The following is a 20,380-nucleotide window of genomic DNA, read 5'->3' as shown; positions in this document are numbered from 1 at the left end:
CATCCGGCGGCGGTGATGTGCATGTTTCACCTCGCGAAATCGCCCGAGCAGCAGATGTCACTGAGACCCTCGTTCATCGTCAATATCCGGGATGGCCTTAGCCCGCTGGACCATGGCGGCTTTGCCGACATGGGGGGATTCGGCCATCCCGTCGGCCGCCTGCACGGCCTCACCCATCTCGGCATCAACTACGAAGTGGCGCCGCCCGGCAGCCGCACCTCGTTTCCGCATGCCGAAAAACTCGAGGAGGAGTTCGTCTTCGTGCTCCGTGGCGAGCCGGATGTGTGGATCGACGGCGCGCTATATCCGCTCAAGGCCGGCGATGCGGTGGCCTTCCCCGCCGGCACGGGAATCGCCCACAGCTTCCTCAACAACAGCGACGAGGATATGCAACTGCTCATCCTCGGTGAGCACCAGGTGCCGGGCAACCAGCTCTCCTACCCGCTCAATCCTGAACGCATGGCCGAATTCAGCGCCTGGAACGGCGCCTGGCTCGATGCGCCAAAGCGGCCGCTCGGCCCGCATGACGGCAAGGCGCGGGCTGGCAGCCGGCGCGAGGTAGCCACGCCGGAGCGTTCGCACTTCATCGCGCACTTTTCCGATGGCTTGAAGCCGTTCCCCAACCCCCAGCACACCAACCATGGCGGCCAGAGCAGCCGGATGGGCGCGGCGCTGGGAATGAAGCGCATCGGCATCAACTACGATATCGTCGCCCCAGGCAACCGCACCTCGCGACCGCATGCCGAAAGCCGGGAGGACGAGTTCGTGCTGGTGCTGAAAGGCCGCCCCGACGCCTGGATCGACGGCCACCTCCACGAACTCAACGAAGGTGATGCGGCGGTGTTTCCCGCCGGCACCGGCATTGCCCACTCGTTCCTCAACAACAGCGATGCGGATGTGCACCTCCTGGTGATCGGCGAGCACGCCCGCGAAGGCAACCAGCTGAACTATCCGCTGAACCCCGAGCGGATGGAGGAGTTCGCAAAAGTGGGGCGAGCCTGGCTCGACGCGCCGAAGCGGGAGCTGGGGCCGCATGACGGGATGGCCCGGGCAGGGACGCGGCGGGAATGAGCGTGGCTATTCCCCGCGAGGCATTGCGGGCCCTGCCGCTGCTGCAGCGTAGTTTCGGCGGGTCGTTGTTGGCGCTCTATTTGTACGGCTCCGCCGTAACGGCCGGGCTGCGTCAGAACAGCGATGTCGACTTGATGGCCATCGTGAACGAGCCGATCGCGCCGGAAACGGTCGCCCAGCTTGCGAAAGGGTTGCTGGATATCTCCGGGCGGTATCCGCCGCAACCGGATGCCCCTCGTCCCCTGGAACTGATCGTCTTCCAGCAGGCCGAGCTCAACCCGATGGCGTATCCGGTGCGTGGGGAATTCGTTTACGGCGAATGGCTGCGCCGGGAATTCGAAGCCGGCGCCGTGCCGCCCCCGGAACACAACCCCGACTTCACCCTGTTGCTGGCGCAGGCCCGCGCCGAGGCGCGCCCGCTGCTGGGGCCAGCACTGGCCGAGTTGTTACCGAGCATCTCGCACGCCGAGGTGTGCCGGGCCATCGGCGATGCGCTGCCGGGACTGATGGCAGGCCTCAAAGGCGACGAGCGCAATGTCTTGCTGACGCTCGCGCGGATGTGGCGGACGCTGGCAACTGGGGAGTTCGTGCCCAAGGACGTTGCCGCCAAGTGGGCGGCTCCCCAATTGCCTCTGCAGGTTGCCGCGCTGGTCTCGCTGGCCGGAAACGCCTACCTGGGGACGACGCAGGATGACTGGCAACCGCTGGAGCAGGAGGCCCAACTCGCCGCCGCCGATCTGGGCACGCGCATTACTGCGCTGCTATGAACGTACAGCCACTCAGCAGAGATGAGTTCGTCGACGCGTTGCGCAAGGGCATGGGCAGGGCGGTGCAGCACATCCGGGCACATGGCGATGCGGGCGTCGAGGATCTGTTGCTTGAAGCAGCCACTCGCAGTCTCGGTTACGATCCACAGTGTGAGGGCAGTCGCGGCGATTGGTTGATGACGATGCTGTCGTTGTGCACCGATCCGGCGCCCTACCATCAGGCCGTGCTCAGCACGTTTCCGGCGAGCCGGGAGCATTACGATATTGCACAGATGGCCGACATGCTGTTGCAACTGGCGCAAGCCGGATCGGAAGAGGCCAGACGAGCTCTCTACGACAAGTTCGATAGGCAGGAATTTTCCAGCGAGTGGCTGCTCAGTCATGAGATCATCGCTCTCGATGGTCTCGATGGACTGCTGCATGTCGCACGGGTCCTCGGCCGCCGGCTGGCAACGGACCCCGACTTCTGGCTCAGCGGGGATTTTCTATATGCCGTGCGGGAGGAGCGTGGCGCGAACGCGGTCGACGATGCATTGCAGCAGGCCTCGACAACTGATGCCGACATCCGGCGGTTCTGCGAGGCGTTGGCAGTCTCCGGCAGCGAGCCCAGCGCTGAAGGGCCCTACGCGCTCGACGCCTTTCTGAACGATCTCAACGAAGGCAATAGAAACCCTCGCCTCCTGGCATCCCGCTTCGCGCGACAGGGCGGAGACATTGAGCATCGCGCGCTGTTCGAACGGATCGAACGCGAGGTGCAACCGCACCTGATCGCCAGGATGCTGCGGGTGTTTGCGATCCGGATCGATCCACCTGGTGGCATCGAGCGGGTGCTGCGCTTCGCTCGTCATGAGGACTCCGCGGTCAGGCAGGCGGCCATTCAGGTGCTGAGGCGCTTTTCCGACGACCGCATCGCCGAGCTGTCGGGCCAGTTGCTCGCCGCAGGCAGCCTTGAGGGTATAGAGTTGCTGGGCGAAAACGCCCGGCCTGGGGACTTCGGTCGCGTCCACCAGCTGTTGCCATCGGCTGCGGTTGACCAGCACGCACATGACCTGGCGCTCAGCATCGTTTCAACCGGCCGTCCCAGCCCCAGCCCGGAAGCGGCCGACTGTCTGATCTGGGTCTACGAGCACAATCCATGTTCGTTCTGCCGGCAGAGCGCAGTTGATGACCTGCTCCAGCTCGGTCGTCTGCCGGAAGTACTGACGGCCGAATGCCTTGATGATTCGATGAGCGAGGTACGCGAAGCCGCCGCCGCCTCTCCCTTGGGGGAGAGGTCGGGCCAAAGGCCCGGGTGAGGGGGCCTTCCACGCGTCCGGTGTGGCGGCAAGGCCCCCCTCACCCCGCGGTGAGGTCTTTGGTCTCATCCGCGGCGCTCTTCCCCAAAGGGAGAGGGGGCGCACGAGCCGAACTCGATGAGGCTCAATCAGAGGCGGTGCCTACTCCAGGTGGCTCTTCAAAAACCACAGGTTCTTGTCGAGGCTGCGCGAGAAGGCGGTGAAGATGTCCGCGGTGTCGGCATCGCCCGCCTCGTCGGCGGCATCGATGCCCTCGCGGGTGGACTTGCTCAGCGCCGCGTAGCGCTCGACCAGGGCGGTGACGTGGTCGGGGACCTTGCGGATATCGGTGGGGTAGGGGGCGAGCTTGCTGGCTTTGCCGACCGTCTGCAGCGTGCCGAGCGCGATACCGTCGAGCTGGGCGACGCGTTCGGCGATGATGTCGACATGTTCATCGACGTCGTCGCGCAACTGGTCGAGCAGCTCGTGCACGGCGATGAAGGTCGGGCCCCTGAGGTTCCAGTGCGCCTGCTTGGTGACCAGCGCCAGGTCGATGGCGTCGGCGAGGCGGGCATTCAACAGGTCGATCATCTCGGCCTTGGTGTTGGACTTGAGGCCGATTTCGGGGGATTTCATTTGGAGGAACCTATGACGCGTTGCGGGACGCCGTGAGAACGGCGCGGACACGCCTGAGGTTCCTCGCCAAAAGCGGTTCCGTCTTGAACGAAGCGCGCGCCATCAGTCGGGGCTGGGCAGCGACTTGTCGGCCTTGCAGACGCTGAGCGGCTTGATCTCCCCCGAGAAGATCCGGGTGATCTGCTCCTCCGCCTTGTCGACGGTGACGCTCATGCAGGCGCAGCCATAGCCGTAGCCGCTGCCCGGATTGTTGGTTTCGACGAACTGCGTTTCGTCGAAATCCGGCGCGTTCTCGATGCCCTCGGCATCGGGACCGGTGGCATTCGCCTGCGAGGTGATGGTCCAAGTGGCGTCTTTGTCCATCAGCCAGAGGTTCCCGGGCGTCGGGTTCATGTACCAGCCGCAGCGGGTTTCGGCAGCGAGTGCCGGCGCTGCGGCAATCAAGGACACAGCAACGATAATGGCGAGGCGATGCATGGTGACGCTCCTCGAGAAGATGAGACCGAACACCATCAGTTCTGTCGCCCGCGGGCAAGGTCCCGTTGCTGGCGAAAGTTTGTATTGTGCAAACAACAAGGGCGCAGTCCTTTCGAACCACGCCCTCATTTCCGTTCACCTGACGATCAGACCGCCTGGTTTACCGCCAGGTCGTTCATGACCGGATTAGTTTACCGTCTGGTCCTCGATGGTCTTGGTCGAGGCGCTGATCGGAATCTGGCGGGCCTTCTTGCTCTCCGGAATCTCGCGCTTCAGTTCGATGTGGAGCAGACCGTTCTCGAGGTTGGCGCCAGCGACTTCAACGTAGTCGGCGAGCTGGAATCGGAGTTCGAAGGCCCGCTCGGCAATGCCGCGGTGCAGGAACTCGCGCGCCTTGTCCTCGCTCTCCTGGGCCTTGGCGCCCTTTACGACGAGGTTGTTCTCCTTGCTCTCAATCGCGATGTCGCCATCGGCAAAGCCGGCGACGGCGATCGAGATGCGATAGGCGTTCTCGCCGGTCTTCTCGATATTGTAGGGAGGGTAGGATTTCGCCTCCTGACCCACGAGGGCATCGAGACGATTGAAGACGCGGTCGAAACCGACGGTCGAACGATAGAAGGGGGAAAAATCGTAGCTAGCCATGATCACATTCTCCTTTGAGCAACGTGGCTTTTTCTCGGGTGTCCCATGCGCGCTCCCCAATTGGGCAAGCAGGCATTCCCGGGTTCCCGATCCCCGGGGGTTCCCGGCGGACAGCATTGATTTAGGGAGCTTCGCTCAGGGTTCAAGACCCCGGTTCAGGTCGATGAACCGAAGATGAATGTGGCGATCAAAGGCGGTTCAGGCAGCGGCTCCTATAAGCGGGACTGTGCTTACTGTCTGCTGCAGGGCACACCGAATGAGCCGCCTTCACCCGCCCCCCGCAAGGCGGCCATCACAGGAAAGCCAGTGTCTCAACCGAGGCGCTGGCTTTTCGGTTTCTCGGGCGGGCTTGAGGACCCTCACTGGCGTCACTCCCGCGAAGGCGGGAACTTGGTTGGGTGCCTCGGCCCCCGCTGGGTCGCCGCCCACTCACCGGGTCATTCCCGCGAAAGCGGGAACCTCTGTTTTCTTGGCCTTTGCACCATCTCAAACGGAGTTCCCCGCTTTCGCGGGGATGACGCCGAGCTTGGGGCGCTTCTGGTGGGCAAGATGCGGAGTAATCGAAGCACTCCAGCCACTGCCGTCATTCCCGCCGCCGCGGGAATCCAGTATGCAGGGTAATCGTCCGGAGCAGCGCATGAACGCCATCGTCGACCCCAATGGGCCAACCCTTGCCGTGGTGCCGTCCAACCCGGTGCCGGAGGGGGCGCGGGTCGGCTACTTCACCACGGCCGACAAGGTGCAGTTGCGCTACGCCACCTTCCCCAAGGGCGCGGGAGCGGCCAAGGGCACCATCTGCCTCGTCCAGGGGCGCACCGAATTCATCGAGAAGTATTTTGAGACCGTCGCCGATTTCCAGTCACGCGGCTTTGCCGTCGCCACCTTCGACTGGCGCGGGCAGGGCGGCAGCCAGCGATTGATCCGCAACACGCGGCTCGGTTATGTCCGGCGCTTCGATGATTACTGGGAGGACCTCAAGGCCTTCCACGGCTCGATCCTGTTGCCCGATTGCCCGGCGCCCTACTACCTCGTCGGCCATTCGATGGGCGGGCTTGCCTCGCTCTATGCCGGCATCCGCGATCGCATGATGTTCGAGCGCATTTTCGTCTCGGCGCCGATGGTGGGGCTCGATCGCCAGCCGTTCGGCATGGCCGGGATGGCGCGACTCTGTGGCACGCTCGCAAATCTCGGGCTGGCCCGGCTGCCGATCGGGCGGCGTGGCGACAAGGCGCAGACCGAGCAAAGCTTTGCCGGCAACCCGCTGACCTCGGACCTCGCGCGCTTCAATCGCTCCGTCGAGGTGCTGAAGGCCCGCCCCGAGCTGGAGCTCGGCGCCCCGACCTTCCGCTGGGCCGCTTCCGCCTTCGAGGCGATGGCCGGTGCCGCCACCGACCAGTTCCCCGGCGCGGTGCGCATTCCGGTGCTGATGCTGGCGGCGGCGCGCGACGAGATCGTTTCCACCGCCGCCATCGAAACACTGGGTTTGCGGATGCGCACCGGCCGCCACGTGGTGATCCCCGGCGCCCGGCACGAAATGTTCGTCGAGAACGACGCCATTCGCGCCCAGGTGTTCGCGGCGTTCGACGCGTTTATTACGGAACAGAGCGCCTAGCAGTTGCAGCCCTACCCCCTGAGCACCGCCATCGCTGCGGCGTGCAGTTGCGGCGTCGCGGCGGCGACGCAGTTGCCGCCCTGTTCGGCGGGGCCGCCATCCCAGGTGGTGATGACGCCGCCGGCGTTCTGGATCAGCGGGATCAGCGGGCAGATATCGACATTCTTCAGCCCGGCCTCGACCACCAGGTCGATGTGCCCGGCCGACATCAGGGCATAGCCGTAGCAATCGAGCCCGTAGCGGGTGGTCAGCACCTTGCTGCGAATGCGCGCCCAGGGCTCGGCCACGCCTTTCTTCTCGAACAGGTCGGGCGAGGTGGTGGTCATCTTGGCTTTGCTGAGCTCGGTGACCGCGGAAGTGCGGAGTGCCGCCTTGTCGCTGACCCGGTGGTAGGAGGCTTCGCCGGGGAGTCCCAGATAGATCTCGCCGGTGAAGGGCTGGGCCATCAGGCCGGCGACGGCTTTGCCGTCGATGGTCAGCCCCACCAGCGTGCCCCAGACCGGGACGCCGGTGATGAAGGCGCGGGTGCCGTCGATCGGGTCGATGATCCAGGCGAAGCGGCTGTTGCCCGGCTTGTCGTCCCATTCCTCGCCGATGATGGCGTGGTCGGGGAAGCGGTTGCCGATCAGTTCGCGGATGGCGAGCTCGGCCTGCCGATCGGCCTCGGTGACCGGGTCGAACCCCTCTGCTTCCTTGTTGTCGACGGCGAGCGCCGAGCGGAAGCGGGGCAGGGTCACCGCCGCGGCGATCTCGGCCGCATCGAGCAGGGTGCGGCGCACCAGGTCGGCGGTGAGCCCACCGAGAGATGTATCTTCCATGTCAGCCTTCCCGGCGCGATTTTGTGAGTTGTTCCAGTGTTCTAGCAGCAGGCGTCAGCCGAGGTGTACGAGTAGTTTGTGACGATCGTGATTCATTTTTGCAACAACGGCGCAAGTTTATCTGTTGAAGACTTCCGGCCGCCTTGTGAAGCAGGGCAAATCAGTTCACGCCAGTAATTGCATGATGGATGGGCGGCTCTTGAGCCTCTTGCCTCGACTTAGGCAACGCACTCCGGCCGTCATCGTTTCCTCCCTTGACTGGGCCGCTCCGGCGGCCCGATTTTTGTGGGACATGCTATCTCTTAAGCTCGATGACAGCGACCGGTTGGCGCCCCCCCGCGCCGACCTCACTCCGCCGCGTACTTCTCCTGCACCGGAGCGGGAGGTGCGAGCATGGCGAAATCGAGCCCCACCAGCGTCGCGACCAGCCGATCCACCATTTGCCTGATGGCGCCGAAGCCGGCGTTCTTCTCGAGCGTCACCTCGTTCATATAAAGGTGACGGCTGAGCTCGATCTGCAGGGCATGCACGCCGTGCTGCGGCCGGCCATAGGTGCGGGTACAGAAGCCGCCGGCATAGGGGCGGTTACGCGCCACCCGCAGCCCGGCGCCGGCGAACACCATTTCGGCGAGGTCAGCGAGAATCGGTGCGCAGGTGGTGCCATAGCGATCGCCCAGCACCACGTCGGGGCCGAGCCGGTCGCCGCTGCGCGACAGCCGCGGCATCGAATGACAATCGATCAGCACCGCAACACCGAAGGCGCCATAGGCCTCGGTCAGCAGCCGCTGCATGGTGGCGTGGTAGGGCTGGTAGATGCCTTCGATGCGCATGCGCGCGTCATCGAGGGTCAGCCGCTCCTTATAGATCGGCTTGTTCTCAGCCACGACACGCGCCAGCGTGCCGAGCCCGGCGGCGACACGCGGGCTGGTGGTGTTGAAGCGCTCCGACAGCGGCTCGACGAACATGGTGGGGTCGAGTTCCCACGGCTCGCGATTCACATCGAGATAGGCGCGAGGAAAATGCGCCCGGATCAGCGGGGCCCCGAGGTGCGGCGCGCGCTGGAACAGCTCGTCGACAAAGGCATCCTCGGACTGGCGGATCGACAGATGGTCGAGCCGGGTCATGGCGAGGAAGCGCTCGGGGTAATCGCGGCCGGAATGTGCGGAATTGAACACCAGTGGCGCCATCACCCGGCGGGGCCGGATGGTTTCGAATGCTGGCCTGTCCCAATAGTCGGACTGCACCGGGTCTCCCTTCAGCGCCGAAGCGCTGCCTTGTCACCATACTCTGCCGCGCGCGTTGCCGAATGTCCATAAGTCCGAAGGGGGCATGTTCACACTTGCTGCGTTAGGGTTCTCGATCGAGAAAACTTGCATTAAACATCACGCATTAGAGTTCCGCGGCAGAACGCCGTCGATGGGGCGCCAAGAGGACATGATGAAGCGCATTCTGCTCGCCGAAGACGATAACGACATGCGCCAGTTCCTCACCCGGGCGTTGAAGACCGCCGGTTACGAGGTGGTTTCGTTCGATAATGGCCGGTCGGCCTATGAGCGGTTGCGCGAAGAGCCGTTCTCGCTGCTGTTAAGCGATATCGTGATGCCGGAGATGGACGGGATCGAACTGGCCCGCCGCGCCACCGAGCTCGATCCGGATCTCAAGGTGATGTTCATCACCGGTTTCGCCGCCGTGGCGCTCAACCCCGACTCAGAAGCCCCCAAGGATGCGTCGGTGCTGAGCAAGCCCTTCCACCTCAAGGACCTGGTGCATGAGGTGGAGCGGCTGCTGGCGGCCTAGTCGCTCCTCGCTGCGCTTCGGATCGGCGATGCTGCCGCATCGCATACCCCTCATCCGGCGCTTCGCGCCACCTTCTCCCTCAAGGGGAGAAGGGCGCCACCTCAAGCATCTCAGTCGGGACTCCCTTCTCCCCTTGAGGTCGCGGGACGAGGGCGCAGCCCTCGCCCGGAGGTGCCCGAGGGCGGATGAGGGGTACCGCATCGCGCGGCGATGCGCGCTTCGAGCGGGAGCGATCCCCACTCTCCAACCCCGGCCTTTCCGACAGTTTCCCCAGCCCGGAATTGACCCTTGACCCGTAAGCGGGTTTTATGGTCTACCGCGCTCGCAACGACGGGCGCTGCCCGGCGTGACAAGCGAAGTGATGGGTGTATAGCTCAGCGGGAGAGCACTACCTTGACATGGTAGGGGTCACAGGTTCAATCCCTGTTACACCCACCATCCCTCGCTTGAAGGACTCCCGAAGTCCTTGAATATGCCGATGAAATCGGCGCCGCAGTTTGGTCGCGACGGACGACGTCACGACCCGAACGGATGGGTGTGTAGCTCAGCGGGAGAGCATCGCCTTCACACGGCGGGGGTCACAGGTTCAATCCCTGTCACACCCACCATCCACAAAGCCCCTGGCGCCGATCGGCTGCCGGGGGTTTTGCTTTTCAGCCTCCTCGCCGTGAACCTGCAAGTCCCCCATGAGCGTGCAAGGCGCGGAATCAGTCGGTGCCGGATGATCATCTGTTGATCGTTGTCATGTGAACAGATTTGGCTCACCGAATAGAGTCGTTGGCGTTTCGAAAGCAATTGTCTTGGCTTTGCCACAAAATTCCCGCGCCCATCACGGCGCTGTGAGCTGCTACGCAGAAATCGTTAGGCAACACTGCTAACCCTATGATGTGCCCTGTAAAAACTCTCACGCGATGCCGCTCAGAGTCCGATGCAACGGTGCAACACTTGCTTCTAGAGTCTCAATTGTTGCCCTTGAGGGGCTCGATTCCTGCCACATTCCGTGGGAAGGTGCAGTGGACCTATTGGAGGGCAACCATGAAGCACATCACAACTATTCTGCTGGCCACCGTGGCCGCTGCTGGTCTGATGTCCTCGGCCTACGCCGCGGATCTGATCATTATGGACGAGCCGGCGCCGATGGGCGTCGTGGACGTCGGCGGCAACTGGGACGGCGCTTATATCGGCGTGTTCGTCGGCGGTGGCTGGGCGCATGCCGACCACATCGCCAATCCGCCGAACAACGACCTCGACCTGGCCGGCTGGCTGATCGGTGTCGACGTCGGTGCGAACTTCACGCTCGATGGCGGTATCGTGCTCGGCGTGGTTGGTGACATCGCCTGGTCGGATATCACTGGCGACGACGATGGTGCCTTTGCCTTCGACACCACCCACACCATCGACTGGCAGGGTTCGTTGCGCGGTAAGGTCGGCTTTGATGGCGGCGCCTTCATGCCGTACCTGACTGGTGGTCTTGCCTTTGCCCACGCAGTGCGCACCAGCTCGGCTGGCGTCGACAACGAAGCCAGCGCGACCCATGTCGGTTGGACGGTCGGCGCGGGCGTCGAGTTCGCCGCCACCGAAGAGCTCTCGGTCAACCTCGAGTACCGCTATTCGGATCTTGGCGAGCAGGTGTACGACTGGTCCGGCCCGGGCATCAACCCGACCATCGACCTGACTACGCACACGGTCACCGCCGGTCTGCACTGGAACTTCTAAGCCAGTTTCACTGCTAGAAATCAGAACCCCGCCCGGCGCGAGCCGCGGCGGGGTTCTCTTTTCCTCGAAAATTCCCCAGTTGTGCCTTGAAATTGCCATGCCAGAAACAGGTGTGGCGCTAATGGCACGACTCTCTTCTGGAGGGGCGGCGCGTGAACAGTTTGTTAGCACGTGAGGTCGCTTTTGCCCGCGACAGGGGCTACGTGAGGGCCCTCTCTCTAGGAGTTGACTAAATGAATCGTTTTGCAATCGCTCTGCTGGCCGGTGTGGCTGGCGTCTCCGTGATGTCCTCGGCCTTCGCCGCTGACCTGATCATTTCCGAGCCCGCTCCGGCGGTCGGCTACGTCACTCCCGCTGGTGGCAACTGGGATGGCGTCTTCGTCGGCGCTTTCGCTGGCTACGGCTGGGGCACCCTGACCACCGAGGACGGCTATCTCGGTGACGTCGCCGGCACCGAGTACGATGCCACCGGTTGGCAGGTCGGCGTTGCCGCCGGCGTGAACTTCACCGTCTCCGAAGCCATCGTTGCCGGGCTCGTGGCCGATATCGCCTGGTCCGACCTCGGCGGCGACTTCGTCGGTGGCGACCTCGAGTCGAACACCGACTGGCAGGGTAGCCTGCGTGGCCGTATCGGCTTTGACGGCGGCGCCTTCCTTCCGTACGTGACGGGCGGTCTCGCCTTCGCGAACAACACGCTGACCGACAACGCTGGCGTGTTTGAAGACACCCAGACCCACATCGGCTGGACCCTCGGCGCCGGCGTGGAGTTCGCCGTGGCCGACAACGTGTCGCTCGACCTGCAGTACCGTTATTCGGATTTCGGTTCGAAGACCTACGATCTGGCAGCTCCGACCGACTACAGCCTGACCTCGCATGCGGTCACCGCCGGCGTGAACTTCCGCTTCTGATTTCCGCCTTCAGCTGGCTGAATAGTTTCAGTGGCTGAACGGTTGTCTAAATCGACCCCGCCCGGCGCAAGCCGCGGCGGGGTTTGATTTTGCCACGACCTGGCGTTACTTGGTACGGTATCGCACAGCATCGCCCGGCATCGCCACGTACGTGGCGCAATTGTGACTAAATAGAGATTTGCAACATTCTTAAGAACCTAGGTCACGTGTGTGTCCTGAGGGTGACACTTTGCGGCTAAGCTGTGCGTTGCTGGTGCGGGTGGGTTTTCTTTCACACCAACGTGCGTATCTTGTAGCCGTTGCTTTCTGGAGGCCATCCAATGAATCGTCTTGCCGTTTCCCTGCTCGCCGGCGTTGCCGCTCTGAGCTTCATCTCCTCGGTCCAGGCGGCCGATCTCATCATCAGCGAACCAGCTCCCCCGGTTGGTATCGTCGACGTCGGCGGTAACTGGGACGGCGTGTATGTCGGCGCCTTCGCCGGCTACGGTTGGGGCACGCTCAACGACGATGACGGCTACTTCAACGTCGTCGACACCGAGTACGATCTGACCGGTTGGCAGGTCGGCGTTGCCGCGGGCGCCAACTTCACCGTGTCGGAAGCCATCGTCGCCGGTATCGTTGCTGATATCGCCTGGTCCGACATCGGCGGCAGCGACGCCGTCGACCTGGTCGACTATGACGTGAACTGGCTCGGCAGCATTCGCGGCCGTCTCGGCTTCGATGGCGGCGCCTTCCTGCCGTACCTGACCGCCGGTGTGGCCTTTGCTGGCGCCACCGCCACCGACACCGATCTCGACATCTCGGATGATCAGACTCATATCGGCTGGACCGTTGGTGCCGGTGTGGAGTTCGCTGTCGCCGACAACGTGTCGATCGACGTGCTGTATCGCTACAGCGATTACGGCTCGAAGACTTACGCCCTCGACGTCGATACTGATCTGGGTCTCACCACCCACACGATCTCGGCTGGCGTTAACTTCCGGTTCTGATCGCCGCCAGCTTCGGCTGCCTGCCATTCGACCCCGCCCGGCTCCGCCGTGGCGGGGTCAGTGCTTGGGATCTCGTGCAGCCCCATACGCCGGGCCGGTGTGAACGTCCGCTTCCAGCGCCGGCAACCGGCTCCGCAGGCAGATCGCGCAGGGCCGGGGCAGGGGCCTTGTCACCGTTCATTCACAGCTGTTGCGCATTTGCCCTTGTCAGATCGGCAAATCGGTCCCACCTTCGCTGTCATGTTCAACCAGCAAAAGGAGGTGGTCCAAGTGTCTCATCAGAAATCGTCGGTTTCGAAGGGTCCTGGAGTCTCCGTTAGCTCGGAGCAGCCTCTGGCCTAATCGAAGGCACCACGCCCTCGGGGCGACCGCTGGTCGTCCCTTCAGTGGGCAAAAGACTGCTTCGAAAGCCACGAAATCGGAAAGGGTCGCCTCCGGGCGGCCCTTTCTTTTTGGGGTGCAGTTGTCCTCGCGAGAACGCAGCGGACCTCGAGCCGGCCGGCGATAGCATTGGATATCGCCGCAGCGGCGCCAGCGCGGAAGCTACCGCAAACATCCCCACCCCACCGGTGTCATCCCAGCGAAAGCTCATGTGCGCTAAGTTAGGGTCGTGCCCCACTCACCGGGTCATTCCCGCGAAAGCGGGAACCTCTGTTTTCTTGGCCTGCGGCACGATCGCAAACGGAGTTCCCCGCCTTTCGCGGGGATGACACCGAGTTTGGTGAAGCTGCGGTGAGCTAGCCCATCGGCCGGGTTGGTTTCCGAACTCACAGTGGTACGCGCGAGTCCAAACCATTCGTTAACCAAGTCCTGACGGTTACCGCGGCGTAAAGGAATTGTTTGCAACTTGGATTCGATTCATGCGGGCACGTAATCCGTTCCCTTCGTGTACCTTGGAGGCACATCATGAACCGTTTTTCTCTCTCTCTGCTGGCGGGCGTAGCCGTGCTGTCCATGGCTTCGGCTGCCTCGGCCGCTGACCTGCTGGTGCAGCAGCCGTCGATGCCGGGCTTTGTCGACATGGGTGGTGGCGGTGGCTGGGATGGCGCCTATATCGGCGGCTTCGTCGGCTACGGCTTCGGCACCGCTGCTCAGGACGCCGCCGACGCGCTCTTCCTCGTCGACGACGAACTCGATCTGTCGGGTTGGACGGTCGGTGCGACGCTCGGCGCCAATTTCACCGTGGCGCAGGGCTTCATCCTCGGCGCTGCCGGCGACATCGCCTGGGCCGGCATCAGCGGCTATGAGTCGGGCAACGGTGTCGATTACGACGTCAACTGGACCGGCTCGTTCCGCGGCAAGGCCGGCTTCGACGGCGGCGCGTTCATGCCGTACCTGACGGCCGGTCTCGCCTTTGCCGGCGCGACTGCCAGCGACAACGGCGTGGACAGCACGCAGGTGCATTTCGGCTGGACCGCCGGCGCTGGCGTCGAAGTCGCGGTCGCCGACCAGATCTCGCTCGACCTGCAGTATCGTTACAGCGACTACGGCACCGCCGAGTACGACCTGCCGGTCAACGATGCGACGATCGACCTGAGCACCCACGCCGTCACTGCCGGTGTGAACTTCAAGTTCTAAGCCGAACCGCTGCCATATCGTTCGGAAAGGGCCGCCTCGCGCGGCCCTTTCTTCGTTATCTGCCAATAGGTTCCGATGCCGCATGTGTGGCGACAAGGTGACACCCGCGCGTCTTCCGTCGGGACGAACTCCTAATTCCTATCGCCTTGATCGAGATTTGGAGTTATCCGCGTCCGGACTATTAGGAGACTCAGATGAATCGCTTTGTAATTGCTCTGCTTTCCGGCGTTGCCGGTCTTGCTCTCGTGTCGGGCGCCCAGGCGGCTGACCTGATCATTGACGAACCCGCAGCGGGCGTTGTCGAAGTTGCCGGCGGCAACTGGGACGGCCTCTATGTCGGTGCGTTCGTCGGCGGCCTCGGTGGCACCTTCACCGAAGAGAACGACAACGATGAGTTCGACATCAGCGGCTGGCTCGCCGGTGTGAATCTCGGCGCCAACTTCACCGTCGCCGATGGCATCGTGCTCGGCGTGGTGGGTGACATCGCCTGGACCAATGCTGAGAGCGACGATGAGGTGTTCTCCGCCGACTGGACTGGTTCGCTCCGTGGCCGTCTCGGCTTCGACGGTGGCGCGTTCCTGCCGTACCTCACCGCCGGTCTGGCGGTTGCCGGCGGCGAGATCGACGGCGTCAGCGAGACCCATGTCGGCTGGACCGTCGGCGCTGGTGTCGAGTTCGCCGTTGCGGACAACATCTCGGTCGACCTGCTGTACCGCTATTCGGACTACGGTGCGGTCGACTATGGCTTCGTCAACGACTTCAGCCTGACCTCGCACGCCGTGACCGTTGGCCTGAACTTCAAGTTCTAAGCCTCGCCATTCGGCAGAATTTCGAGCGGCCGTCCTTCGGGGCGGCCGTTCTCTTTTTGCATTCGCGGCGCAACACGACTATGTAGCGGCCTTCCGCACCTTCGAGCCTCCAATGAACGCCCTGACCGCCACGGCGCCTGCCGAAAAACTGCTGCCCTACCAGTCGCGCCGGACGTTTGCGATCATCTCGCACCCGGACGCCGGCAAGACCACGCTCACCGAGAAGCTCCTGGCCTCGTCGGGCGCCATCCAGCAGGCGGGGCAGGTGCGGCATCGCGCCAACCAGCGCGCCACCCGCTCGGACTGGATGGAGATCGAGCGGCAGCGCGGCATCTCGATCACCTCGTCGGTGATGACCTTCGAGCACCTGGGGCTGACCTTCAACCTGCTCGATACGCCCGGCCACTCCGACTTCTCCGAGGATACCTACCGCACGCTCACCGCGGTCGATGCCGCCATCATGGTGATCGACGTCGCCAAGGGCATCGAGGCGCAAACGCTGAAGCTGTTCGAGGTCTGCCGTCTGCGCGACATCCCGATCATCACCTTCGCCAACAAGGTCGATCGTGAAGGCAAGGACCCGGTCGAAATTCTCGACGAGATCGCCTCCACCCTGGCGCTCGACGTCTCGCCGGTGGTCTGGCCGCTCGGCGGCGGGGTCGATTTCAAGGGCATCGTCGACATCACGGCAGGCGTGGTGAAGCGGCCGAATGGCGAGGTCTGGAAGACCTTCACCAATGTCGAGGACCTGGCGCGCGACAATGAGTTCGCCATGGATCCGGTGATCATGGCGAGCCTCGAGAATCTCGAATTGGCGCGCGCCGGCTTCCCCGCCTTCGACCATGAGATTTACCTCGCCGGCCACCTGACACCGGTGATCTTCGGCTCGGCGCTGAAGTCGGTCTCGGTACCGGAAATGCTGGCAGCGCTCGGCGCCTGGGCGCCGGAGCCGCGGCCGCAGCCGGCCGAGCCCAAGCCGATCGAGCCGAATGACCCGAAGGTTTCGGGCTTCGTGTTCAAGGTGCAGGCCAACATGGACGCCAACCACCGTGACCGCATCGCCTTCGTGCGGTTGAGCTCCGGCACGTTCAAGCGCGGCATGCGGCTGAAGAACGTCCGCACCGGCAAGGACATGGCGGTATCGAACCCGATGTTCTTTTTCGGCCACGATCGCGAGCTGGCCGAGGAAGCCGTGGCCGGCGATATCGTCGGCATCCCGAACCACGGCGCGCTGAGCGTCGGCGACACCCTCACCGAGGGCGCCAGCATCAAGGTGACGGGGATCCCGAACTTCGCGCCGGAAATCATCCGCCGCGTTCGCCTCACCGATCCGATGAAGGCCAAGCAGCTGGCCAAGGCGCTGAGCGACCTGGCTGAAGAGGGCGTGGCGCAGATCTTCCGCCGCATGGTAGGCGCCGACTACATCGTCGGCGTGGTGGGGCAGCTGCAGCTCGAAGTGCTGCAGAGCCGCATCAACTCCGAATACAACGTGCCGATCAGCTTCGAGTCGATCAATTTCGAGTTGGCGCGCTGGATCGTCTCCGAGGACAAGGCGGAGCTCGCCCGCTTCATCTCCACCAACAAGCTGGAAATGGCCGAGGACAAGTATGGGGACCCGGTCTACCTGGCGCAATCCACCTGGTGGCTCGGCCGCGCCGAGCGGGACTACCCGAAGGTCCAGTTCCTTACCACGAAGGAACGGCACTAGCTTGTGCGCATGAGCGCACACCCAATCGTCATTGCCCACCTGAGCGACTCGCATCTCGATGCGCGCCCGATTACGCTTTCGCGGCTGCGCCAGGTCATTGCCGCCGTTCGTGAGCTGCCGCGGCTCGATGCAGTGGTGGTTACCGGCGATATCGCCGATGGCGGGCTCGCGTCCGAGTACCAGGCCGTCATGGCCGAGATCGCCGGGCTGCCGCCGACCATCGTCACCACCGGCAACCACTGCCTGAAGGCGGCGTTCGAAGTGAATGTGGGGCCGCGCAACAGCCAGATCGATATCGAGGGTCTGCGCATTATCGGCCTCGATACGGCGCTCGACGGTCGGGACGAGGGGCTGCTCGATGAAGCCACCCTGTCGTTCGCGCGTCAGACGATCGACGCGGCGCCGGGCAAGGTGTTGCTGGCCTGTCATCACCCGCCGATCGATATTGGGCACCCGATCATCGACGCAACCAGGCTCTCGAACCCTGATGTGCTGGCCGGGCTGATCGCCTCGTCGCCGGCAGTGATCGGCGTACTCACCGGGCATGTCCACACGCCGCATGTGACGCCGTTCGCCGGCGTGCCGCTGATCGGCGCCCCCGGCATCGTCTCGACCTTGCGCATCAACGAGCCGGAGCGGCTCGCCGCCGACGGGGCCGCGCCGCCGGGCTTTGCGGTCCACACCATCGATCGAGGGCGGCTGGCGACGCGCTTCGTCGCGCTCACGTCGCACTGATCCCACGCCACCGGCCAAACCCTTCCACTGCCTTGCGATTGTCACCCTTGGTGCCTATCTCCGCCGGGCGAGCGGGGAGAGGCTGATGACGGGCGAGTGGGCATTGGTGGCGGCGCCGGTGCGCGCCATCTACGGCCGGTTCTGGCGGGAATCCCGGTTGGCGCTGGGCGGTATTGCGCTGATGGTGCTGCTGGCGGCGCTCGGCCAGGTGGCGACGCCGTACCTGTTTTCCCGGCTGATCGACTCGCTGAACTCCAGCCTGGTGCCCGCAGGCATCGTCATGGCGTTCGTCGTCTACGCGATCCTGCGCGGTGCTTCGAGCGCGGTGTCGCAGGCGACGCAGTACATGGCCTGGGGTGTGGCGCAGGGGCTCAACTTCATCGTCGGCACCAGCTTCTTCGAGCGCATCCTCAACAAGCGGGTATCGTTCTTCATCGAGCACAACCCGGTGGAGATCCAGAAGGCGCGCTCCGAGGGCGAGCGTTCGCTGTTCATCTTCGTGCAACTGGGGATCATCGTGTTCCTGCCGGCGCTGCTCGGCATCGTGCTCGGCGTCGGCGTCCTGGGGGCGGTGATCAACCTCGAGATCGTCGCCATCGTCCTCGTCTATGGCGCGGCGTTCATCACCTTCACCTACTTCGCCAATCGCTGGACGCGGCCGTTCCTCGATAAGGCCATCGAGGCCGACCAGGAGAATGCCGCGTTTGTCGGCAATGCCATCAACGCCATGGAAACGCTGCGCTATTTCAACGGCGACAAGTGGATTGGCGACAATTTCGCGAAGAAGGCCGGCGAAGTCCGTGGCGCCTGGCGGCAGTGGACGGTTCGCCACCTGAGCTATGCCTTCGGCTTCGGCGCGGCGCTGGCGGTGCAACTGGCGGTGACCTTCCTGCTGCTCATTCCGCGTTACGAGGCGGGGCAGCTCAGCGTCGGCGACATCGTCCTGATCAACACCCTGATGATCCAGCTGAACCAGCCGTTCGAAATGATCGGCTCGGCCATCGACGATATCGTGCGGGCCTATTCCGGCTTCCTGCCCTTCGCCCGCATGTGGGCCGAACCGGAGGACCAGGACGCTACCGGGCGCCTGGCGGTCGGGCCGGGGCGGCTGGAGTTCGCGCAGGTTGGCCATCGCTATGGCGAGACGCCGGTGGTCGAGGATGTGAGCTTCGTCGCCGAACGCGGGCGGCTGACCTTCATCACCGGCCCTACCGGGGCCGGCAAATCGACGCTGTTCAAGCTGGCGCTCAAAGCGCTGGAGCCGGAGCAGGGCACGATCACGGTCGACGGCACGGATCTCAGCACCGTCGGCCGCGCCAGCTGGTATGCGGCGATCGGCGTGGTGCCGCAGGAGGTGATGCTGCTCAATGACACGCTGAGCGCCAACATCGTGCTCGGCCGCGAGCCCGATGCCGCAAGGCTCGAGCGCGCCACCCGGCTGGCCTCGATCCACAAGTTCATCACCGGCCTGCCGGAAGGCTTCGAAACCACTGTCGGCGAGCGCGGGCTGAAGCTTTCGGGTGGCGAGCGGCAGCGCATCGCCATCGCCCGGGCGCTCTATGACAGCCCGGAATTCCTGTTCCTCGACGAGGCCAGCTCCGCCCTCGACGAGGCGACCGAGGCGGCGATCATGGCGGAGCTGCGCACGCTCAGCGCCCACACCACCATCATCGCCATCACCCATCGTAAGGCGGTGATAGCGGAGACCGACACCGTCATTCGCCTAAAAGCGAGGAAGCCGAGAGCCGAAAGCGCTTTGCAGGGCGTAGCTGGCCCGGCTATCTGAGGCACGTGAACAGGGAGTGGATTTCATGGATAGGCGCAAACTCGGCAAGACCGGTTACGAAGTTTCGGAGATCGGGCTTGGCACCTGGCAGTTGGGCGAGAGCTTCGGTTCGCTCAACGACGAGACGGCAGCTGAAATCCTGAAGACCGCCCGCAGTGTCGAAGTGAATTTCTGGGATACCGCCGACGTCTATGGTGGCGGCCAGTCCGAGCGGCGGATCGGGGAGTTCAAGGACAAAAAGGACGTGTTCGTCGCCACCAAGCTCGGGCGCAACGGCGAAATCTTCCCCAACAAGACCGGCTACAGCAAGAAGAACATCAAGGAGAGCCTCGCGGGCTCGCTGAAGCGGCTCGGCGTCGAGACGCTCGACCTGGCGCAGCTCCACACCATCCCCACCGATGTGCTGCGCGACGGCGAGGTCTTCACCATCATGGATGACCTGCGCGATGCCGGGATGATGCGGCACTGGGGCGCCAGCGTCGAGAATGTCGAGGAAGCGCTGCTGGCGATGCAGTCGGATGGCTGCGCGACGCTGCAGATCATCTTCAACCTGTTCCGGCAGGACTACATCACCGAGGTGTTCCCGACGGCCGAGAAGCGCAATGTCGGCATCATCGTCCGGCTGCCGCTGGCCTCGGGCCTGCTCTCGGGCAAGTGGAACAAGGAGACGAAGTTCGCTTCCACCGACCATCGCAACTTCAATGCCAATGGCGAGAAGTTCAATGTCGGCGAGACCTTCTCGGGCCTGCCGTTCGACAAGGGTGTCGGCTTTGCCGAGCAGCTCAAGCAAATGATCCCCTCGGGCATCCCGCTCAGCCAGTTCGCGCTGCGCTGGATCCTCGACCAGCCGGCGGTGTCGACGATCATCGCCGGGGTGACACGGCCCGACCAGTTGCGCGCCAACGTCGATGCGACGAAGCGCGAGCCGGTGGAACCGGCTTTGGCCGAGGAACTGGCGGGCTGGTACCAGGACAAGGTGCGGCCGGAGATTCGGGGACGGATTTAGCAGCGGCGCCAAGCGCACGTGAGGTCGGTGCGGAAAGAGCACCCCCACCCC

19 protein-coding genes and 2 tRNA genes are annotated in these 20,380 nt (G+C 63.9%); 16 read left to right on the top strand and 5 right to left on the bottom strand.

Annotated features, from left to right (window positions below; genetic code table 11):
• The first annotated feature begins 54 nt into the window (after window positions 1-54).
• From VW23_RS29870 to VW23_RS27815, 3 genes are read left to right on the top strand one after another with little or no spacing between them, the layout of a single operon-like run.
• Window positions 55-1,071, top strand: coding sequence for a cupin domain-containing protein (locus VW23_RS29870; protein ID WP_201788108.1), 1,017 nt, complete (start codon window positions 55-57; stop codon window positions 1,069-1,071).
• A complete protein-coding gene (locus tag VW23_RS27820; RefSeq protein WP_069912724.1) occupies window positions 1,068-1,838 on the top strand; it encodes an aminoglycoside adenylyltransferase domain-containing protein in 771 nt (256 codons plus the stop codon). The genes VW23_RS29870 and VW23_RS27820 overlap by 4 nt, the downstream gene beginning before the upstream one ends.
• A complete protein-coding gene (locus VW23_RS27815; RefSeq protein ID WP_069912723.1) occupies window positions 1,835-3,133 on the top strand; it encodes a hypothetical protein in 1,299 nt (432 codons plus the stop codon). Before VW23_RS27820 ends, VW23_RS27815 begins: the two co-directional genes overlap by 4 nt.
• A gap of 141 nt (window positions 3,134-3,274) precedes the next feature.
• On the opposite strand, the gene dps is transcribed toward VW23_RS27815, so the two are convergent.
• The 3 genes from dps to VW23_RS27800 all read right to left on the bottom strand — a co-directional run bounded on the left by dps (window position 3,275) and on the right by VW23_RS27800 (window position 4,867).
• Window positions 3,275-3,748, bottom strand: coding sequence for a DNA starvation/stationary phase protection protein Dps (dps, locus tag VW23_RS27810; RefSeq protein ID WP_069912722.1), 474 nt, complete (start codon window positions 3,746-3,748; stop codon window positions 3,275-3,277).
• A 102-nt stretch (window positions 3,749-3,850) separates the two neighbouring features.
• Complete coding sequence (locus tag VW23_RS27805; protein ID WP_069912721.1) at window positions 3,851-4,261, bottom strand: DUF4087 domain-containing protein; 411 nt, start codon at window positions 4,259-4,261, stop codon at window positions 3,851-3,853.
• Between the two features lie 150 nt (window positions 4,262-4,411).
• Window positions 4,412-4,867 carry an Hsp20 family protein gene (locus VW23_RS27800; RefSeq protein ID WP_069912720.1) on the bottom strand — a complete coding sequence of 152 codons (456 nt, stop codon included), beginning with the start codon at window positions 4,865-4,867 and terminating at the stop codon, window positions 4,412-4,414.
• A 637-nt stretch (window positions 4,868-5,504) separates the two neighbouring features.
• Between VW23_RS27800 and VW23_RS27795 the strand changes: the two genes are divergently transcribed.
• The gene (locus tag VW23_RS27795) at window positions 5,505-6,479 is read left to right on the top strand and encodes an alpha/beta fold hydrolase (RefSeq protein ID WP_069912719.1); all 975 of its coding nucleotides are present in this window, start codon (window positions 5,505-5,507) and stop codon (window positions 6,477-6,479) included.
• An 11-nt stretch (window positions 6,480-6,490) separates the two neighbouring features.
• Here VW23_RS27795 and hisN read toward each other — a convergent pair whose 3' ends face one another.
• Complete coding sequence (hisN, locus tag VW23_RS27790; RefSeq protein WP_069912718.1) at window positions 6,491-7,297, bottom strand: histidinol-phosphatase; 807 nt, start codon at window positions 7,295-7,297, stop codon at window positions 6,491-6,493.
• A 347-nt stretch (window positions 7,298-7,644) separates the two neighbouring features.
• Entirely contained in the window at window positions 7,645-8,541 is an 897-nt protein-coding gene (locus VW23_RS27785) for an N-formylglutamate amidohydrolase (protein WP_244513755.1), read from the bottom strand.
• Window positions 8,542-8,731: 190 nt separating this feature from the next.
• Here VW23_RS27785 and cpdR point away from each other — a divergent pair, with 190 nt between their 5' ends.
• The 12 genes from cpdR (at window position 8,732) to VW23_RS27725 (ending at window position 20,329) form a co-directional block, all read left to right on the top strand.
• A complete protein-coding gene (gene cpdR / locus VW23_RS27780; protein WP_211200049.1) occupies window positions 8,732-9,094 on the top strand; it encodes a cell cycle two-component system response regulator CpdR in 363 nt (120 codons plus the stop codon).
• A 363-nt stretch (window positions 9,095-9,457) separates the two neighbouring features.
• Window positions 9,458-9,532 (top strand) — tRNA-Val (locus VW23_RS27775).
• 95 nt (window positions 9,533-9,627) lie between these two features.
• Window positions 9,628-9,702 (top strand) — tRNA-Val (locus tag VW23_RS27770).
• Between the two features lie 427 nt (window positions 9,703-10,129).
• Complete coding sequence (locus tag VW23_RS27765; RefSeq protein WP_069912716.1) at window positions 10,130-10,810, top strand: outer membrane protein; 681 nt, start codon at window positions 10,130-10,132, stop codon at window positions 10,808-10,810.
• A 233-nt stretch (window positions 10,811-11,043) separates the two neighbouring features.
• On the top strand, window positions 11,044-11,718 hold the full coding sequence (locus tag VW23_RS27760) for an outer membrane protein (protein ID WP_069912715.1): 675 nt from the start codon (window positions 11,044-11,046) through the stop codon (window positions 11,716-11,718).
• A 320-nt stretch (window positions 11,719-12,038) separates the two neighbouring features.
• A complete protein-coding gene (locus tag VW23_RS27755) occupies window positions 12,039-12,707 on the top strand; it encodes an outer membrane protein (RefSeq protein WP_069912714.1) in 669 nt (222 codons plus the stop codon).
• A gap of 906 nt (window positions 12,708-13,613) precedes the next feature.
• Window positions 13,614-14,285, top strand: a complete 672-nt coding sequence (locus tag VW23_RS27750) for an outer membrane protein (RefSeq protein WP_069912713.1) — start codon at window positions 13,614-13,616, stop codon at window positions 14,283-14,285.
• A gap of 194 nt (window positions 14,286-14,479) precedes the next feature.
• On the top strand, window positions 14,480-15,094 hold the full coding sequence (locus VW23_RS27745; RefSeq protein WP_069912712.1) for an outer membrane protein: 615 nt from the start codon (window positions 14,480-14,482) through the stop codon (window positions 15,092-15,094).
• A gap of 112 nt (window positions 15,095-15,206) precedes the next feature.
• The gene (locus VW23_RS27740; RefSeq protein WP_069912711.1) at window positions 15,207-16,802 is read left to right on the top strand and encodes a peptide chain release factor 3; all 1,596 of its coding nucleotides are present in this window, start codon (window positions 15,207-15,209) and stop codon (window positions 16,800-16,802) included.
• Between the two features lie 9 nt (window positions 16,803-16,811).
• Window positions 16,812-17,537: a metallophosphoesterase gene (locus VW23_RS27735; RefSeq protein WP_069912710.1), complete on the top strand. Its 726-nt coding sequence runs from the start codon at window positions 16,812-16,814 to the stop codon at window positions 17,535-17,537.
• A gap of 85 nt (window positions 17,538-17,622) precedes the next feature.
• Entirely contained in the window at window positions 17,623-19,323 is a 1,701-nt protein-coding gene (locus VW23_RS27730; RefSeq protein ID WP_069912709.1) for an ABC transporter ATP-binding protein, read from the top strand.
• Between the two features lie 25 nt (window positions 19,324-19,348).
• Window positions 19,349-20,329 carry an aldo/keto reductase gene (locus VW23_RS27725; protein ID WP_069912708.1) on the top strand — a complete coding sequence of 327 codons (981 nt, stop codon included), beginning with the start codon at window positions 19,349-19,351 and terminating at the stop codon, window positions 20,327-20,329.
• The last annotated feature ends 51 nt before the right edge of the window (window positions 20,330-20,380 follow it).

This window comes from Devosia insulae DS-56 (assembly GCF_000970465.2).
GTDB classification, from domain to species: Bacteria; Pseudomonadota; Alphaproteobacteria; order Rhizobiales; family Devosiaceae; genus Devosia_A; species Devosia_A insulae.
Note: the sequence above shows the minus strand (reverse complement) of the source record. Positions and strands in the feature narration are given on the sequence as shown.

What these genes read in the sequence shown, in the direction of transcription:
- VW23_RS27735 (WP_069912710.1), top strand. Translation starts at nt 16,812, where the DNA reads ATGAGCGCACACCCAATCGTCATTGCCCACCTGAGCGACTCGCATCTC.
- VW23_RS27725 (WP_069912708.1), top strand. Translation starts at nt 19,349, where the DNA reads ATGGATAGGCGCAAACTCGGCAAGACCGGTTACGAAGTTTCGGAGATC.
- VW23_RS27745 (WP_069912712.1), top strand. Translation starts at nt 14,480, where the DNA reads ATGAATCGCTTTGTAATTGCTCTGCTTTCCGGCGTTGCCGGTCTTGCT.
- cpdR (WP_211200049.1), top strand. Translation starts at nt 8,732, where the DNA reads ATGATGAAGCGCATTCTGCTCGCCGAAGACGATAACGACATGCGCCAG.
- dps (WP_069912722.1), bottom strand. Translation starts at nt 3,748, where the DNA reads ATGAAATCCCCCGAAATCGGCCTCAAGTCCAACACCAAGGCCGAGATG.
- hisN (WP_069912718.1), bottom strand. Translation starts at nt 7,297, where the DNA reads ATGGAAGATACATCTCTCGGTGGGCTCACCGCCGACCTGGTGCGCCGC.
- VW23_RS27805 (WP_069912721.1), bottom strand. Translation starts at nt 4,261, where the DNA reads ATGGTGTTCGGTCTCATCTTCTCGAGGAGCGTCACCATGCATCGCCTC.
- VW23_RS27765 (WP_069912716.1), top strand. Translation starts at nt 10,130, where the DNA reads ATGAAGCACATCACAACTATTCTGCTGGCCACCGTGGCCGCTGCTGGT.
- VW23_RS27740 (WP_069912711.1), top strand. Translation starts at nt 15,207, where the DNA reads ATGAACGCCCTGACCGCCACGGCGCCTGCCGAAAAACTGCTGCCCTAC.
- VW23_RS27760 (WP_069912715.1), top strand. Translation starts at nt 11,044, where the DNA reads ATGAATCGTTTTGCAATCGCTCTGCTGGCCGGTGTGGCTGGCGTCTCC.
- VW23_RS27820 (WP_069912724.1), top strand. Translation starts at nt 1,068, where the DNA reads ATGAGCGTGGCTATTCCCCGCGAGGCATTGCGGGCCCTGCCGCTGCTG.
- VW23_RS27815 (WP_069912723.1), top strand. Translation starts at nt 1,835, where the DNA reads ATGAACGTACAGCCACTCAGCAGAGATGAGTTCGTCGACGCGTTGCGC.
- VW23_RS29870 (WP_201788108.1), top strand. Translation starts at nt 55, where the DNA reads ATGTCACTGAGACCCTCGTTCATCGTCAATATCCGGGATGGCCTTAGC.
- VW23_RS27730 (WP_069912709.1), top strand. Translation starts at nt 17,623, where the DNA reads ATGACGGGCGAGTGGGCATTGGTGGCGGCGCCGGTGCGCGCCATCTAC.
- VW23_RS27795 (WP_069912719.1), top strand. Translation starts at nt 5,505, where the DNA reads ATGAACGCCATCGTCGACCCCAATGGGCCAACCCTTGCCGTGGTGCCG.
- VW23_RS27755 (WP_069912714.1), top strand. Translation starts at nt 12,039, where the DNA reads ATGAATCGTCTTGCCGTTTCCCTGCTCGCCGGCGTTGCCGCTCTGAGC.
- VW23_RS27800 (WP_069912720.1), bottom strand. Translation starts at nt 4,867, where the DNA reads ATGGCTAGCTACGATTTTTCCCCCTTCTATCGTTCGACCGTCGGTTTC.
- VW23_RS27750 (WP_069912713.1), top strand. Translation starts at nt 13,614, where the DNA reads ATGAACCGTTTTTCTCTCTCTCTGCTGGCGGGCGTAGCCGTGCTGTCC.